The sequence below is a fragment of the Dyadobacter sp. HNCC25DJ186 genome, from assembly GCF_056895235.1.
Genome location: NZ_JBXHAS010000002.1, coordinates 270,791 through 284,915 on the forward strand (window position 1 = coordinate 270,791; position 14,125 = coordinate 284,915).

Below are 14,125 nucleotides of genomic sequence, written 5' to 3' on the forward strand. Positions count from 1 at the left end.
TACCTGATCAATTCAATCTGGATTTCGCATCCACTACGCCGGAAAAATGTCTGGCTCTAATACTTTGTTAATTTTGGATCGTTTCAGATCTGCAAAATGCATCATCATGAATAATACTTTAAACGCTGTCTTTTTTGGTAATACTATTGGTTCCTGGCTGCTCGCACTGGCAATACTGTTTGGATTTATAGTATTCATTGGTTTATTTAAGTCAATTGTGATCAGAAGGGCGAAAGCGTGGTCTCTGAAAACTACTACCAGTTGGGACAATTATGTAGTGGACATTATCGGAAATTCAGTCGTGCCGGTACTCTATATCAGCAGTGCATATTTCGCGATATCTACATTGGTACTTCCACTGAAGTTTGAAAAAATTACGGATGTTGTGTTTCTGGTTGTCGTTACATTTTTTGCGCTAAAGATTATTAGTTCAACTTTCCGGAAGTTTGTTTTTTCATTTATCCATACACAGGAAAACAGCGAGGCCAAGGAAAAACAGGCAAGTGGATTGATCTTAATCGTTAATATCGTAATCTGGATTATCGGAATCATTTTCATGATTGACAATCTTGGATATGACGTAACCTCGCTGATCGCCGGGCTGGGAATTGGGGGTATCGCTATTGCCCTTGCTGCGCAGACAATTCTTGGAGATCTTTTTAGCTATTTTGTCATTTTCTTTGACAGGCCATTTGAAATCGGGGACTTTGTTGTAATTGACGATAAATCAGGCGTGATAGAATATATTGGAATAAAAACTACACGCATCAGGACGCTTGGCGGAGAACAGCTCGTTTGCTCTAATACAGACCTGACGAATTCCAGGCTTCACAACTATAAGAGACTTCAAAAACGTAGAATTTTGTTTAACCTTGGCGTAACTTATCAGACTTCTCATGAGTTGCTTTCAGAAATTCCGAATGTTATTAAACAAATTATCCAATCAAAGTCAGACGTCACCTTTGACCGTGCTCATTTCTCTGGTTATGGAGATTTTAGTTTAAATTTTGAGGTGGTATATTATGTGTTAGATTCAGATTACACTGTTTACATGGATAAGCAGCAGTCAATTTATCTGGACTTATTCCGGGCTTTTGAAGGTCGTGGGATAGAGTTTGCCTACCCAACTCAGACGGTCATGATGCAGATGGAAAATTTTCAGGCGCGCTAAAAAACGAATTTTGAAATGGATTACCCTAAGCAAAAGAACGAAAGCCCTAAGCAGTCTTCTTTTCATAATACAAAGTCACAACGCCAGACCCAAGAGTTTTTGATGCCAGTAATTTTAAATTACTCATTTGTAAATTACTATCAAAGAGACTGATACCTTCACCTAATATAACGGGATGTAACGTTAATTTATATGCATCAATCAATCCAAGATTCATTAGACTTTTAGACAGACCAGGGCTTCCAAATATCACAAGATCCTTACCGGGTTGTTGTTTCAGTTTGTTGACCTCTTCCACAACATTATCGTTAATCAAAGTCGTATTGTTCCAGTCCGCACTGGGTAACGTCGTTGAAAAAACGACTTTCGGAATATCCTGTACCCACCGTGCATGTGCAAGGGAATGTTTGCTCGCATTCGGATCGTCCAAAACTGTGGGCCAGTAATCCTTCATTAAATGATAGGTGTTTTTGCCATAAACAGGAGTGCCAACCGTCTTTACCAGCTCCTCCGCGAATTGTTGAAGTTCCTCATCGTAAGAAAGGAAACTAAGGCCACCGTGAATGTCACCTGCAAACCCGTCCAGTGAAATGTGTGCGAACAGAACTAACTTTCTCATTTTGACTGTGTTGGTTTATTTCAGTAAAAATATAAATTATTTATTACCAAACTGTTGCCACAGCAGGGCGTGATGTGATGCTCTATAAAGAGATGCATTTTCTGCACTTTAATTCAGTTTTTTCACAAATACTATGACAATTTGATTTCAAACGAACGCTTTGCCAGCCCTTCCTAAGCTACGTCCTAATCTAAAAACAAAGTTGCTTCCTTTACCACAGCGAACGATCCGTCGTGTCAGTAAGTGATTATCTCATTGGAAGTCAGGAAGCAAATAAAGCACCTTTGAAGCCAGCGGCTGAGCATTTGTGGTGGTATCAGTATTATTTTGCAACAGAGCGCGGTGCTGTGGGCTATAAAACCAGCTACTATGAATTTAACAAGCTGATCTGGGAGGCTGCTTCTCCGACCTGGAAGTTCAGTGAATATACATACAACCGTTCGGCTGCGTCATTTAATAATCAGGACCACGTCAGTATTGTCATCGACAATTACCGTTGGCGGCTGGGCCTCTCGAAAGGAGAAGCCCGATATAATGAACTTGAAGTCAGACTTGCTAAATTTCCGGTGATCACGGTCCCGACCGTTACGCTGGAAGGAGACGCAAATGGCACTCCTCATCCTGATCCAGGTAATTATGCTGTAAAGTATAAAGGTCAATATGTCCATGATATTGGTATAAATGATCAGAGCAGTTTCTTTGCAAAATTTACAGTCTGCTTTACCTCCCGGAATGTCTGCTTCGCCCACAGGTTTGTCGAATCGAAGGTTTTTTGCTGGAATATGGGCCCGCGAGATAATACTTTTAGGCATAAATAATCAAAAATTCTACGCAAATGAAAATTACAGGAATACCAATTTACAGCAGTGTAGCAGTGATGATAATATCACTTTTCACCTGGCTACAGGTCTCATCGCCCGCTATTGTGAATCCACCCATAAAAAGTGAGATCGCGCTTCCATCTGACGTGAAACAAATTCTGGAACGGGCATGTTATGATTGTCATTCCAACCAGTCCAAGCTTGAATGGTTTGATAAGGTGGCCCCGGTATCTTATCTGGTCGGGCAAGATATCAGAGAGGCGCGGCTAAGATTCAATTTTTCAGAATGGGACAGGAATCCGCCAGCCGTTCAGGAGCTTTTGCTTTGGGAAATGGTGAATGCTATTGAGCAGGGAAAAATGCCTTTGAAACGTTACAAGAAAGTGCATCCTGGTGGCCGAGTGTCTGCATCCGAACTGATGGTTTTGAAGCGATATGTCAACACGCTGCCCGGTGGACATAAGGTTGATACCATCAGAAGTGCCGCTAAACCTTCAACTATCCGGAAAGTCCTGAATCGCAGAAATAGCATTTCTCTGAATGGAATACCGTATTCCGAGGATTATAAAAACTGGGAGGTCATCAGTGTTACAGACAAATATGATGGTGGAAGCATGCGGATCGTTTACGGCAACGACATCATGGTGAAAGCCATCAAAAACAAGAAGTTGCCTTTTCCTGACGGCGCAAGGATCGTGAAGGTAGTTTGGGGAAAACAGGCGGAGGATCAAGACGGGAATGTCTTACCAGGCAGCTTTTTAAACGCGCAGTTTATGGTTAAGGATAGTAAAAAATACAGCTCGACGGAAGGGTGGGGGTTTGCCAAGTTCGATGGACCGGCGCTGATACCTGTCGGGAAAAACATTCTCTTTGAGCAAACCTGCGCTAATTGCCACCAACTTCTGGCACCTCAAAATGATTTTGTTTTTAATATTCCTACCAAATAGAACGCCACAACGATGAAATCGAATTTGATGATCTATATTTTCGCAATCACATTTTTAATGCTGTCCTGCGACAATGTGAAACCAACTAACCTTGCGCCGGAGTATCTTTATGATGCTAAAAATCAGAAAGTGATAAAATCCATTATTAACAATAGGAAGGGGACGATCGCTATACTCTATGGCAATGACCTTGCATTGCAAACTGCCGGCGATTCGTTACTCGAAATGCAAGTCGGGGCAAATTATACGTTGGTGACCTGGAATCAGAAGCAAATGCCGCAATGGTATGGTACCAACATGAACGAGGAAATTTATTCCGTCGAAACTGTGAATGTGGTGCAAGCAAATCGGGGGGATATTGCTTTTCAGTATGATTTCAGTTCAGGAAACGGTTTCAGACCAGGTGATCATCGACCTTCAGAGGATCAGAGAGTTCGTTTTATTACTGAGCAGCGCACGGCTATTTTCCCTTGATAGATTATATTCGCACCTTTGATCCTACGGATTTTTATATGGTAACAAAAGGAAGTTTGAAAGTTTCAAATAAAATCATCTGGACAAGCTCCATAGTGATTGGTCTTTTATCCTCGGTGCCTCAGCTTGCATCCCAGCAGTTTCGGATTCTGGAAGCGGTTGTGAATGCGGGGATCACGGCTGCATTTGCCATTATCATGTGGTATTTTAATATCTATATGCTTTCGCGGAAAAGCAACCGGAAGCAAGGCCTGGAGATTTCTTATGGCAAGTTATTAAATTCCCTGCTTTTTGGTCTCGTTATTATGCTTGGCCTCGCTTACTTTCAGCAGCTTATACTCTCCCATATCGATTTCGGCCCGGCGATGTTAATGGTGGAAGTCCGTGGGATCCTGATCAATCTCGTTTTTTACATGTTCCTGAATATGCTCCAACAAAATTATGAGAACCAGCATGTGAGCATGGAGCTGGAACGCTTTCGGAACGACAATTTGAGTGCGCAGTATGATCTTTTAAAACAGCAGGTGAATCCACATTTTCTGTTCAATAGTCTTAATACGCTCAAAGCGATGGTGGAATCCGGCGATAAGCAATCAGTCGATTTTATCCTTAAACTTGCTAACTTTTATCGCTATACGCTGGAAAGCCGCAAGTTGGATCTTATTCATTTGAAAGAAGAAATAGAGATCCTTTCAGCCTATCTTTTTTTGCAGAAAGCAAGGTTTGAAGATGGATTTATTTTTCAAAATACGCTTGATGAATCTGCATTAAATACATTAATTCCGCCTTTTACATTACAATTACTGGTCGAAAATTGCCTGAAACACAACATTGTGTCGCTGCACCGACCTTTGCACATCCGCATTTTCAGCGAAGGTGACAAGCTGTTCGTCGAAAACCAGGTACAGTTAAAAAAAGGCGAGGAAAATTCCCTGGGCGTAGGATTAAAAAATATCGAACTCAAATACAGACATTTGTTGGACAAGCAGGTTGAGGTAATCAACGATCAAAACGTATTTAGGGTTATACTTCCATTAATTTATGAACATCGTAATCATTGAGGATGAGCTGAAAACGGCAAGATCTCTCGAAAATATTCTGAAAGAAATCAGGCCTTCTTCCAGGATCACCGGACCGTATCAAAGTATTGAAGAATCGGTCGAGGCCCTTTCTGAATTGCCTCAGCCGGACCTGATTTTCATGGATATCCAGCTTGCGGATGGCCTGAGTTTTGAGATTTTTAAATCTGTAGAGATCGTTTGTCCGGTGATTTTTTGTACGGCTTTTGATGAATATTCACTTGAAGCTTTTAAACGAAATGGCGTCGATTATGTGCTGAAACCGTTTTCCAAAGAGCATATTGTAAGTGCACTTGAAAAAGTTGACGGACTGAAAAATTTCTTTCAGCAAAAAGCAATACCAGATCTGAGCGAATTACTGAACAGGATTACCCCGACTTCGGACAAGACCAATTTTTTGGTTTTTAAACATCAGAAATACACGACGGTTCAGACAACGCAGATCGCTTTTTTCTATATTCAAAACGAATCAACAACGATCAAGTGTTTTGACGGACAAGAGTTTTCTCTGAACCAGTCGCTTGATCAGATTGCCGGGTCGGTGAGTAAAATACAATTCTTCCGCGTCAACCGGCAGTACCTGGTCAACTTTTCCGCAATTAAAGAAATTGAGCATTATTTCCTTAGGAAGTTATATGTAAAACTGGTCATAGAAACGCCCGAGCCACTGCTTATCAATAAAGAAAAATCGCCCTCGTTTCTGGCCTGGATGGAAAATCGATAGTATCACATATCCGTCAGATTCGGGATGTCCATTTGGAGGTTTTATATGCCCGGTTCAGCGTAAATCTCCTCGTTTTCTGTTTCTCCTGGCTATAAGTTTGTATCGTATTTAAAGATCAAAATTTATGAAAATGAGAAACTTATTTGGATTAGCAGCGAGTTTATTGCTAATAGCGGTAGTGCTCAGCTCGACTGCAGTATCGAAACCAGGGATTGCAGATGTTAATAAAGAAAATGGATTTCTGGTGCTGGAATTATTCACCTCAGAGGGCTGTTCAAGCTGTCCTCGCGCCGATGAGCTGTTAGGGAATATCCAGCAGCTGGCCAAAGACAAACCGATATACATTCTTGCCTATCATATCGATTACTGGGATCATCAGGGTTGGAGAGATATATTCAGCAATGCGGCTTATACAAAACGCCAGTACTGGTATGCACAAAAATTAAACGCGCAGGTATACACGCCACAAGTAATCGTTAATGGTAAAACCGAATTTGTTGGATCTGACCAGTCGGCTTTGACAAATGTACTGCAAAATGGCTTTCACTGTGATTCTTCTAAAAATTTGATTTTGACAGGTAAGGGGAATGGAGGAAAACTGGCCGTTAACTATGTAACGGCGGAAACCAGGACCAAGGGTGAGCTGTTAATTGCAATAGTTCAGAAAAATGCGGTGCGTCAGATCAAACGAGGCGAAAACGGTGGTCGAACACTTCGGCATGTACAGATCGTTCGGGATCTTAAATCTTTCAAACTTGGAAACGCACAAAAGGGAAGGGCTGACATCTCCCTGCCGGACGGGTTTAATGAAACTGAATGGGAAGTCATCGGTTTTCTTCAGGATAAGAAAACGGGTGAGATATATGCCGCAAACCGCTTAATGATCTTTGATTATTCCAACGATCGCAAGCCTAAGCTGTGAGATTCGTTTACTGTACTACGTTCGGACGAGATTTCGTTGATCGTTTCGTTTTTTGTAGATCAGTCGGCGGAACGTTTTATCATCGGACTTTTTCAAAATCAAAAATTGAGTCTGTATAACAAAGACCACCAGGCTGATTTTTTCGTAGCGCGTGGGGAGACGATCGCAGTCAATATTCCCAGGAAAATGTTACTTCTGTCCGGTTGAGGATGCTTTTTTCGATGGTAACAGCTTAGAAAATAGCGGATTAAGATCAATACCGGCATCCGGAAGATGAGAAATTTTCCGGGATTTGGTGCTGGATAAATATCTTAGCATATAACAAAACGAAGGATTGACGATGGATTCCGCGCCTGCACAACAGCTGGTGAAATTCAGGTTGTTGCCAGATCAGCATATCATAATCTTGAATTTTAACCAACGGCGCCGAAGCAATTGCCGGAGGTGGCCATAGAGAGCGGAATCGGGAAGTATCCGAGCACGCTGGGGTATGGATGTTGCGAGGTTATTAGGTGAGCTGTTTTTTTAGACTGGTCGGGAGAGGGGTAGAACGCAACTGAATTTGGGAATTAATCCGCTGGGTACAGTAAAATATTTATTATTTTTTTTCAAATTGCTTAAAAACTTACAGCGAATTAAGCATGACATTTCAATTTAAAATTCAAATCAAGAATATAATAAAGCCCCCTGTATGGCGTAGGCTTTTGGTTCCCGCATCTTTTTCGTTTGAACGTTTCCATGAAGTCATTCAGGCCGCATTTGGCTGGGAGAATTATCATTTATACCAATTTTCGAGAAGCGGCTACGGATCTGCTGAACTCATTGGCATTGTGGATGAAGAGGACGACGATGACAATCCGTGGCGACCGTATACCAAACTGGATTCGTCCAGGGTTCTGCTTTCTGAGGTTTTCGGATCCGTCGGGGAGAAATTTATTTATAATTACGATTTCGGCGACGACTGGACCCATCAGATTACGCTGGAAGATAATCGGGAGGAACGCATGATTAATGCTCAATTGCTGGCCGCCAAGGGTGCCTGTCCTCCGGAAGATTGTGGCGGTGTATGGGGCTACGAGAACCTTAAAGAGGTTTTAGGTGACAAAAAGCACCCGGAACATAAGGATATGAAAGAGTGGCTTGGTATGAACCCTCGGCAGAACTGGGATGCCGATTTTGTTGACATGGAGATACTTAAAATGCGGGTACAACAGTCATGATTTCAGTTTTAAGCATAGAATAGGTTTCTCTTAATACCGTTATGATCCCTGAAAAAATCCTTTTTCCTCTTCAACCTGGGCCGTCTTGCCCGGAAGGGCAATAAGCTTTGCTTTCAACCGGTAGACGAGTAAGGCAATGTGCCGTAACCTCGTTATTTGCCGGTTGAAATGGTGAATAATCTGCACTATTTCGGCAGCCTGGATGTGAATAGTAGGATTTACGAGAGAAAGCGAAAATTAGCGGCTGAGAGCCATTTCCTTTTTATACCTTATTTGCCAATTTTGACATTGCTTCCCTTGTATTCATAGCTACGGGCCGCCAACTAATGGCTATTGACCACTGTTCGTGTTGACTGGTGGTTTATGCGTTTCAAAAAACATCGTTGGTATTGCATTCATTTTTGTTATCAAAAATGGTTCTTCTGGTGTTTTTCTAGTGTACAAAAAGCCATCTTCCCGTGATGTTGAAATCGTCAGAAGATAACTTTCATCTCTTATTTCATTTTTCACCCAGGCATCGACCCACTCAACTGCGACAATAATATTTTGATCAGTCACAAGATTAAAACGGGACAGATCTACACTCACCCATTTTTGGTTTTTACGAACATTGAAAAACACATTTTCTTTTAGTAGTTCAGCCTTCAAATTACCTGACAGATTCTCCCCAACCGGCAAAATATGGAGCCTGAAACGTACACTATCAAATTCGCATGCGTCAAGATGCATTTTAAATTTTGATAGTTTCAGCGGGGTCTCTTTTGTTTCAATAGCCACTCCTCGTAAACGACCTCTGGAACTGATATAATCACCCCAGCCGGTGTACCGGGAACTCGGATTTTTGTTGCCGATAATAATCACTTCTCTTTTGCCACGCGTTACCACTTCGTGGAGCTGGATTACGCCAGGCACTAGCTTAATGTCGTATTTGGATTGCGTTAGGCTGCTCTTTACGAATGTTTTAGTAGCATAGCCAAGATAACTTACAACAATTGTATCAGTTAAATCCGCATTAGAGATATTGATATGAAAGTGCCCTTTTGAGTCAGCTATTCCTCCAATGCTTTTTCCTTTAACGCCAATACTGGCATACGGAAGAGGACTGCCGTTTTGGACATCCACAATTATTCCTGAAAAAGACTGACCAAATAAGCTTGATGAAAACATCAACAAAACGCTTAACAATTTTATTTTGTCTGACACATATATTTAGGTTTAACTTCCAAAGGACTGAATCACATGATTATACTTTCGGCGGGAGTACCGGTAGCCCGAAACTATTCAAAGCTCTCCCAACCTTTTTCGCAGGTAAAGTAAGAATATAAAAAAAGAACCGCAGACGAACCAGGCTATACCATCGATCCAGATTTTTCTTTTGTCAACAGCACGTTCTCCAAGTATTAGTCGCGAGAAAAAGTAAACCGAACTTTGGTTGTCAATTGACAAAGGGCTGGTTTTAAACACTTCGACAAAACATCTGATCGCTCTCTGGTAACATGTGCCGGATAAAAGATAAAGTAAAATAGTTGTCATCTGTAAAGTTTATTGAAATACTGCAAATATTGATAACCGAATTAACGGGCAAAACACTAATAACAAATTACCAAAGTTTTTAAGAGACGATAATCAGAATGCATATTAACATTACGCTAAAATTTATATGCCTTAATCTTTTAGCTTGCTAGTAAGAGGATTCAATAATGGTGGTCTAAATGTGGTGGATATTTTAGTAAACTTATTATATTTGCAACTATGTTGCAAAATTTGTTTCTGGTTTTGCTATCCGTTTTATTAATTAAGAATTGAATATTCAATTAAGTGGTACTAAAAATTAAGAATAGATTTATATTAACGATTTGTGCGATGTTTATGTCGGGTTTCGGAATGGCTCAGTCTTCATACTATTTTCAAAATGAGGAGATTAAGGCGGGTGCTTATAAACATTTTCTGGTACCAATTGTGACTGGACGAGATTCAACATTTATTCCTGTTTCCGTTTTTAACGGTGTTAGGAATGGCGAAACATTGGGTATTACGGCAGGAATTCATGGATATGAATATGCGCCAATTTTGGGCGCGCAAAAATTGATTCATTCCATCAACCCTCAGAAATTAAAGGGCGTGGTCATCCTTGTGCAGCTTGCCGGATTAGATAGCTTTTTAGGAAGGTCGCCTTATGTGAGTCCTGTTGATAGAAAGAATTTAAACAGATCTTTTCCAGGTAATAAAAATGGTTCAAATACGGAAAAGGTTGCCAACTTTATTACAGAGCAAATTATCTCTAAGTCCAATTATTTCCTGGATATGCATTCAGGAGACGCGCCGGAAGACCTGATGCGTTATGGCGCCTATTACAGCAATAGTAGCTTGCCCGAAATTTCTGCCAAAGGAAAAGAAATGGCTTATGCGCTGGGATTTGATCATGTAGTGGTTTTTAATACCGATAGTAAAAACTATATGAAAAAGGAAGAATTAAGCCTCTACTGTACCGCCGAGGCTTTCAAGAGAGGAATCCCATCCATCGATATCGAATGCGGACGCCTGGGCATTGTTGAGCAGGCCTCAGTGGATCAAGTAGAAAGCAGCGTATTAAATTTGCTGGATTATTTAAAGTTCCTTCCTTTACCGATGCCAAAAGAAAAGGTAGATAGGCCTGTCGTGATTTCCAACAGGATTTCTACATCCTCGAAATTTAATGGAATATTTTATCCGGCAAAAAAAGCGGGGGATCAGGTTACTAAGGGAATGAAACTGGGGCACATCACTGATTATTTTGGAAATATACTGCAAACCATATACGCAGAAGCGGATGGGTTGTTGCTGCTCATTGTCACCACACCTCCGATCAATAAAGGAGAAGATGTGACAGTAATTGCTAAAATTGACCAGGATTTATCGAAGTAACTTATTTATAGTCTCGCTTGTTAGTAAGTTTGTTGTTGAAAATTCCATTTATCTCACCCATGTAGTTTATTAGAAATCACACCGTTTTTTTGTCCGGCAGAAAACGATTCAGCAATTTTTCAAACAACGGTATGAGTGGAAGAAATAGCAGGACTCCTGCTATATTGAAGATCATGTGCGCGTTCGCTATTTTTTGCTGAATCCCGGCTCCGCCTGAAATCCATTCGATAAACTGGTTGAATAGCGGGAATATGGCAAGCCCTGCTGTTATGCAAATTATATTAAACAATAGATGAAATAAGCCGGTTTTGACAGCCTGGCGATCGGAACGGATTGTTGCCAGTAGGGTGTCAGAACAGGTTCCGAGCTCGGCACCGAGCATCACGGCAATAGCGCCTGGCAGATTAATCAATTCTTTTTTTGCCAGGGTAATGACCATACCCACAGTGGCCGAAGAGGACTGAATAACCAGCGTTACCAGCGCACCGATAAATGTTCCGCGTATCGGGCTGTCCAGTTTTGCCATCCAGACGACAAATTTCTCGTGGTCTCTCAGAGGTTCTACGGCTCTTTCCATCGTATAAAGACCGAAAAACAGAATCCCAAAATAAAGGATGACGCGCCCGGTGCTCGAAACTTTTTCACTTTTTGCAAAAAAGCTAAAAATCAGGCCCAGGAAAATCGGGATAGGAGAGTACTGACCAATATCCAGCGCAATAAGTTGGCTCGAAAAGGTCGTACCAATATTGGCACCCATAACCACTCCCAGAGATTGCCGGAAAGTTAATGCGCCGGTATTTACAAGAACAATGGTCATAATGATGACGGCCGAGGAAGAATCCAGAATAACAGTAGCGATAGTTCCCGTTAGAATGGCTGAGAAAATATTGCTGGTAAATAAATTCAGCCATTTATTGGTCTTGTTACCAATAATTTCCTTCAAAGTATCCGAAAGATTGTTGACCGCAAAAAGGAAAAGCCCTAGCCCTCCCAGTACCATTAGAAATATATCCATCAGAAGCCTTTACGGCAAGTTATCATCTGAATATTAACTCAGTGTTACTGCTGGATGAATTTATTAATGATTATCCTTTTTCTTGCAATGCACAGAACTGTTCGTAATAATGCCGGACCATTTTATCCCAACCGAAGTTTTTGGCTGTGTAAATGTGACCCTGCTCCGCAGTGAATTTATTTGGATATTCAATAAAGTCATTCAAAACCTTCATCCACGCCTGCGAATCGAGCGTAGGAAGCAAGGTGCCGTTTTTTTCATTATGTACTGCACTGGTTATCCCTTCAATGTTAGAAGCAAACACCCAATTTCCTGCCAGAGAAGCTTCCAGACAAACCAGCCCGAAACCTTCCATGTCACCTTCAACAGGTATATTGGGCATTATAAATCCGTCACAATGATGCAGGATCATTTCTAAATCAGTCTGTGGAAGTTTTCCCAGATGCAAAACTTTGTTTTTGAGCTCAGTTTTTTGCAGCTGCTTCCTCAGGTTATTTTCGTCAGAAGGATACCCGAGCATAAGTTGTAATTTGCTTTTCATATACTCAGGGCAAAATTCCCAAAACTTATCTTGCCAGGGCCTTTTAAAGTTGAACGGCCCTACAAATAATACTATAAAATTTCCGTGAAGACCCGGCAATACGCTTTCCAAAAACCAGGAAAAGCCTTTTCGTTTAACAGGTCGTCCGATGGCCAGCAGTATGGTTTTGTCACGTAGTTCAAGCCCATATTTTTCTAGAAAATGACTGAGAAATAAATCTTCACCGCCCGTCGTGGCAAGTTTATGATTTACGCCGTTGCAGATCGTGACCACCTTGTTTTTGTCTATTCCGCGGTCAACGCAAGCCTTTGCTGTCGCGTGGCTTACGGCGATGATCAGATCAAAACGATTAAATTTTGGCAGGATTAATTTCTGATATCTTGTGCTTGGGAAAACAATATCCAGTCCGTGCACAGTAACCACCCTTTGGATATGATTATAACGCTTATGCCGCAGGCAAACCGTTGCAATTAACGCATCATTAAAATGGATGATCGAAATGGAAGGAAAGCTGGCCAAAATTTTCATGATCCTTTTTTCGAGGAATATAAAGAAAGCAAGACGGCTGCCTTTTCCCTCGTATACAAGTGCGTGGACTTTGGCAATTTTATCCATTCCGGTGATCAGCTCCAGACTTTGTTTTTCCATCCCACCGACAGTAGGCGGATATTTATGACTGACAAATAAAATCTCCATTATCTGATACCGGGTACAGTTTTTATTTTTTTGTAATACAGCAGGTAGATCGCCAGTCCAAATAGAATCCAGAATAGTTGGCGGCAGCGCCTTAAAACGGAAAGTGTAAACCAGATATCCATATCAGAAACACCGATCAGATCAAGCATAACCTTGTTGCCAAACTCTTCCACACCAATTTGCCCAGGGACAAACGCGCCCGCTGATTTGAAAATAATGATGCCCATGTCAACGAACAGGACAGAAGTTATGCTGGTGTTTACTCCAAGCACTTTCAGAATAAAATATATCTCCATCGATCCCGCTATCCAGTGAAGTGTAAAAAACAAAGCGGAAAAAAATACGGCCTTTTTGTCTTTCTGAAAGAATAACTTAAACTCAGAGAAGACGTGCCTGATGTTTAATTTTTTGTCCAGGAAGGCAAATATTTTGTTTTGTCTTAGTTGTTTTTTCGGTCTTTTTGAGAAAATTAAGTATAAAAGAATTGTTGATAATGATATCACAAAAAGCATCATTTCCCAATCCGGACTTGGTAACATTGCAGGGCTAACGACGAAAATATCTCCTGGAATGCCAACAATAAAGAGTGTCGCGAAAAACAACAATAGTTGGGTAATGGCCATTAAAACCCTGCTCACCAGAACAGAAGCGATGATCTTTGCGTTTTCAAGACCTTTTTGCTGAAGAAGATAAACTTTAAAAGCTTCTCCACCGATGACGCTGGCCGGATTTATGATACTTAACATTTCACCCAGGTGGCGGATTATAAAAAGGTCCGTGAGCTTGACTTTTTTTGCATCTTCACCAAGACAATATTTCCATCCGATCGTTGCCAGTAAATAAGCAAATCCGGTGATAAGTATCAGATATACAAACCGGTATCCGAAGTCTTGAAGCGATTGTGCGGCTAAATGCCAGTCCGTAGCCTGTACGAAAAATCCCAGGCAGAGCAACACAATTATCAAAATTACAACCTTGAAAATTTTCATTTT

The 14,125-nt window shown here is 41.2% G+C and carries 14 protein-coding genes; 9 read left to right on the plus strand and 5 right to left on the minus strand.

Annotation, left to right across the window (positions count from 1 at the left end; translation table 11 throughout):
• Positions 1 to 106 precede the first annotated feature (106 nt).
• Complete coding sequence (locus AC1XUO_RS06050; RefSeq protein ID WP_483328872.1) at positions 107 to 1,171, plus strand: mechanosensitive ion channel family protein; 1,065 nt, start codon at positions 107 to 109, stop codon at positions 1,169 to 1,171.
• 46 nt (positions 1,172 to 1,217) lie between these two features.
• Here the strand turns inward: AC1XUO_RS06050 and AC1XUO_RS06055 are convergent, their stop codons facing one another.
• Positions 1,218 to 1,790 carry a dihydrofolate reductase family protein gene (locus AC1XUO_RS06055; protein ID WP_483328873.1) on the minus strand — a complete coding sequence of 191 codons (573 nt, stop codon included), beginning with the start codon at positions 1,788 to 1,790 and terminating at the stop codon, positions 1,218 to 1,220.
• A 233-nt stretch (positions 1,791 to 2,023) separates the two neighbouring features.
• Between AC1XUO_RS06055 and AC1XUO_RS06060 the strand changes: the two genes are divergently transcribed.
• The 7 genes from AC1XUO_RS06060 to AC1XUO_RS06090 all read left to right on the plus strand — a co-directional run bounded on the left by AC1XUO_RS06060 (position 2,024) and on the right by AC1XUO_RS06090 (position 7,977).
• Positions 2,024 to 2,608: a hypothetical protein gene (locus AC1XUO_RS06060; protein WP_483328874.1), complete on the plus strand. Its 585-nt coding sequence runs from the start codon at positions 2,024 to 2,026 to the stop codon at positions 2,606 to 2,608.
• Between the two features lie 17 nt (positions 2,609 to 2,625).
• Complete coding sequence (locus tag AC1XUO_RS06065; RefSeq protein WP_483328875.1) at positions 2,626 to 3,558, plus strand: heme-binding domain-containing protein; 933 nt, start codon at positions 2,626 to 2,628, stop codon at positions 3,556 to 3,558.
• Positions 3,559 to 3,570: 12 nt separating this feature from the next.
• On the plus strand, positions 3,571 to 4,032 hold the full coding sequence (locus AC1XUO_RS06070; protein ID WP_483328876.1) for a hypothetical protein: 462 nt from the start codon (positions 3,571 to 3,573) through the stop codon (positions 4,030 to 4,032).
• 38 nt (positions 4,033 to 4,070) lie between these two features.
• Positions 4,071 to 5,093, plus strand: coding sequence for a sensor histidine kinase (locus AC1XUO_RS06075; RefSeq protein WP_483328877.1), 1,023 nt, complete (start codon positions 4,071 to 4,073; stop codon positions 5,091 to 5,093).
• The gene (locus tag AC1XUO_RS06080) at positions 5,074 to 5,835 is read left to right on the plus strand and encodes a LytR/AlgR family response regulator transcription factor (protein ID WP_483328878.1); all 762 of its coding nucleotides are present in this window, start codon (positions 5,074 to 5,076) and stop codon (positions 5,833 to 5,835) included. The genes AC1XUO_RS06075 and AC1XUO_RS06080 overlap by 20 nt, the downstream gene beginning before the upstream one ends.
• A 130-nt stretch (positions 5,836 to 5,965) precedes the next feature.
• Positions 5,966 to 6,757 (plus strand): DUF1223 domain-containing protein, encoded by a 792-nt coding sequence (locus AC1XUO_RS06085; protein WP_483328879.1) that lies wholly within the window; start codon positions 5,966 to 5,968, stop codon positions 6,755 to 6,757.
• A 641-nt stretch (positions 6,758 to 7,398) separates the two neighbouring features.
• The gene (locus AC1XUO_RS06090) at positions 7,399 to 7,977 is read left to right on the plus strand and encodes a plasmid pRiA4b ORF-3 family protein (RefSeq protein WP_483328880.1); all 579 of its coding nucleotides are present in this window, start codon (positions 7,399 to 7,401) and stop codon (positions 7,975 to 7,977) included.
• Between the two features lie 330 nt (positions 7,978 to 8,307).
• On the opposite strand, the gene AC1XUO_RS06095 is transcribed toward AC1XUO_RS06090, so the two are convergent.
• Positions 8,308 to 9,180 (minus strand): carboxypeptidase-like regulatory domain-containing protein, encoded by an 873-nt coding sequence (locus tag AC1XUO_RS06095; RefSeq protein WP_483328881.1) that lies wholly within the window; start codon positions 9,178 to 9,180, stop codon positions 8,308 to 8,310.
• Between the two features lie 681 nt (positions 9,181 to 9,861).
• On the opposite strand from AC1XUO_RS06095, the gene AC1XUO_RS06100 reads away from it, so the two are divergent.
• Positions 9,862 to 10,881 (plus strand): M14 family metallopeptidase, encoded by a 1,020-nt coding sequence (locus AC1XUO_RS06100; RefSeq protein ID WP_483328882.1) that lies wholly within the window; start codon positions 9,862 to 9,864, stop codon positions 10,879 to 10,881.
• A gap of 76 nt (positions 10,882 to 10,957) precedes the next feature.
• Here the strand turns inward: AC1XUO_RS06100 and AC1XUO_RS06105 are convergent, their stop codons facing one another.
• The 3 genes from AC1XUO_RS06105 to AC1XUO_RS06115 all read right to left on the minus strand — a co-directional run bounded on the left by AC1XUO_RS06105 (position 10,958) and on the right by AC1XUO_RS06115 (position 14,122).
• Positions 10,958 to 11,896, minus strand: a complete 939-nt coding sequence (locus tag AC1XUO_RS06105) for a Na/Pi cotransporter family protein (RefSeq protein WP_483328883.1) — start codon at positions 11,894 to 11,896, stop codon at positions 10,958 to 10,960.
• Between the two features lie 70 nt (positions 11,897 to 11,966).
• Complete coding sequence (locus tag AC1XUO_RS06110) at positions 11,967 to 13,133, minus strand: glycosyltransferase family 4 protein (protein ID WP_483328884.1); 1,167 nt, start codon at positions 13,131 to 13,133, stop codon at positions 11,967 to 11,969.
• Positions 13,133 to 14,122 carry a lysylphosphatidylglycerol synthase transmembrane domain-containing protein gene (locus tag AC1XUO_RS06115; protein ID WP_483328885.1) on the minus strand — a complete coding sequence of 330 codons (990 nt, stop codon included), beginning with the start codon at positions 14,120 to 14,122 and terminating at the stop codon, positions 13,133 to 13,135. The genes AC1XUO_RS06110 and AC1XUO_RS06115 overlap by 1 nt, the downstream gene beginning before the upstream one ends.
• Positions 14,123 to 14,125: the final 3 nt, after the last annotated feature.

Excerpts from the sequence above, each read along its gene's own strand:
- AC1XUO_RS06050 (WP_483328872.1), top strand. The coding sequence starts at position 107 with ATGAATAATACTTTAAACGCTGTCTTTTTTGGTAATACTATTGGTTCC.
- AC1XUO_RS06055 (WP_483328873.1), bottom strand. The coding sequence starts at position 1,790 with ATGAGAAAGTTAGTTCTGTTCGCACACATTTCACTGGACGGGTTTGCA.
- AC1XUO_RS06065 (WP_483328875.1), top strand. The coding sequence starts at position 2,626 with ATGAAAATTACAGGAATACCAATTTACAGCAGTGTAGCAGTGATGATA.
- AC1XUO_RS06070 (WP_483328876.1), top strand. The coding sequence starts at position 3,571 with ATGAAATCGAATTTGATGATCTATATTTTCGCAATCACATTTTTAATG.
- AC1XUO_RS06075 (WP_483328877.1), top strand. The coding sequence starts at position 4,071 with ATGGTAACAAAAGGAAGTTTGAAAGTTTCAAATAAAATCATCTGGACA.
- AC1XUO_RS06080 (WP_483328878.1), top strand. The coding sequence starts at position 5,074 with ATGAACATCGTAATCATTGAGGATGAGCTGAAAACGGCAAGATCTCTC.
- AC1XUO_RS06085 (WP_483328879.1), top strand. The coding sequence starts at position 5,966 with ATGAGAAACTTATTTGGATTAGCAGCGAGTTTATTGCTAATAGCGGTA.
- AC1XUO_RS06090 (WP_483328880.1), top strand. The coding sequence starts at position 7,399 with ATGACATTTCAATTTAAAATTCAAATCAAGAATATAATAAAGCCCCCT.
- AC1XUO_RS06100 (WP_483328882.1), top strand. The coding sequence starts at position 9,862 with ATGGCTCAGTCTTCATACTATTTTCAAAATGAGGAGATTAAGGCGGGT.
- AC1XUO_RS06105 (WP_483328883.1), bottom strand. The coding sequence starts at position 11,896 with ATGGATATATTTCTAATGGTACTGGGAGGGCTAGGGCTTTTCCTTTTT.
- AC1XUO_RS06110 (WP_483328884.1), bottom strand. The coding sequence starts at position 13,133 with ATGGAGATTTTATTTGTCAGTCATAAATATCCGCCTACTGTCGGTGGG.
- AC1XUO_RS06115 (WP_483328885.1), bottom strand. The coding sequence starts at position 14,122 with ATGAAAATTTTCAAGGTTGTAATTTTGATAATTGTGTTGCTCTGCCTG.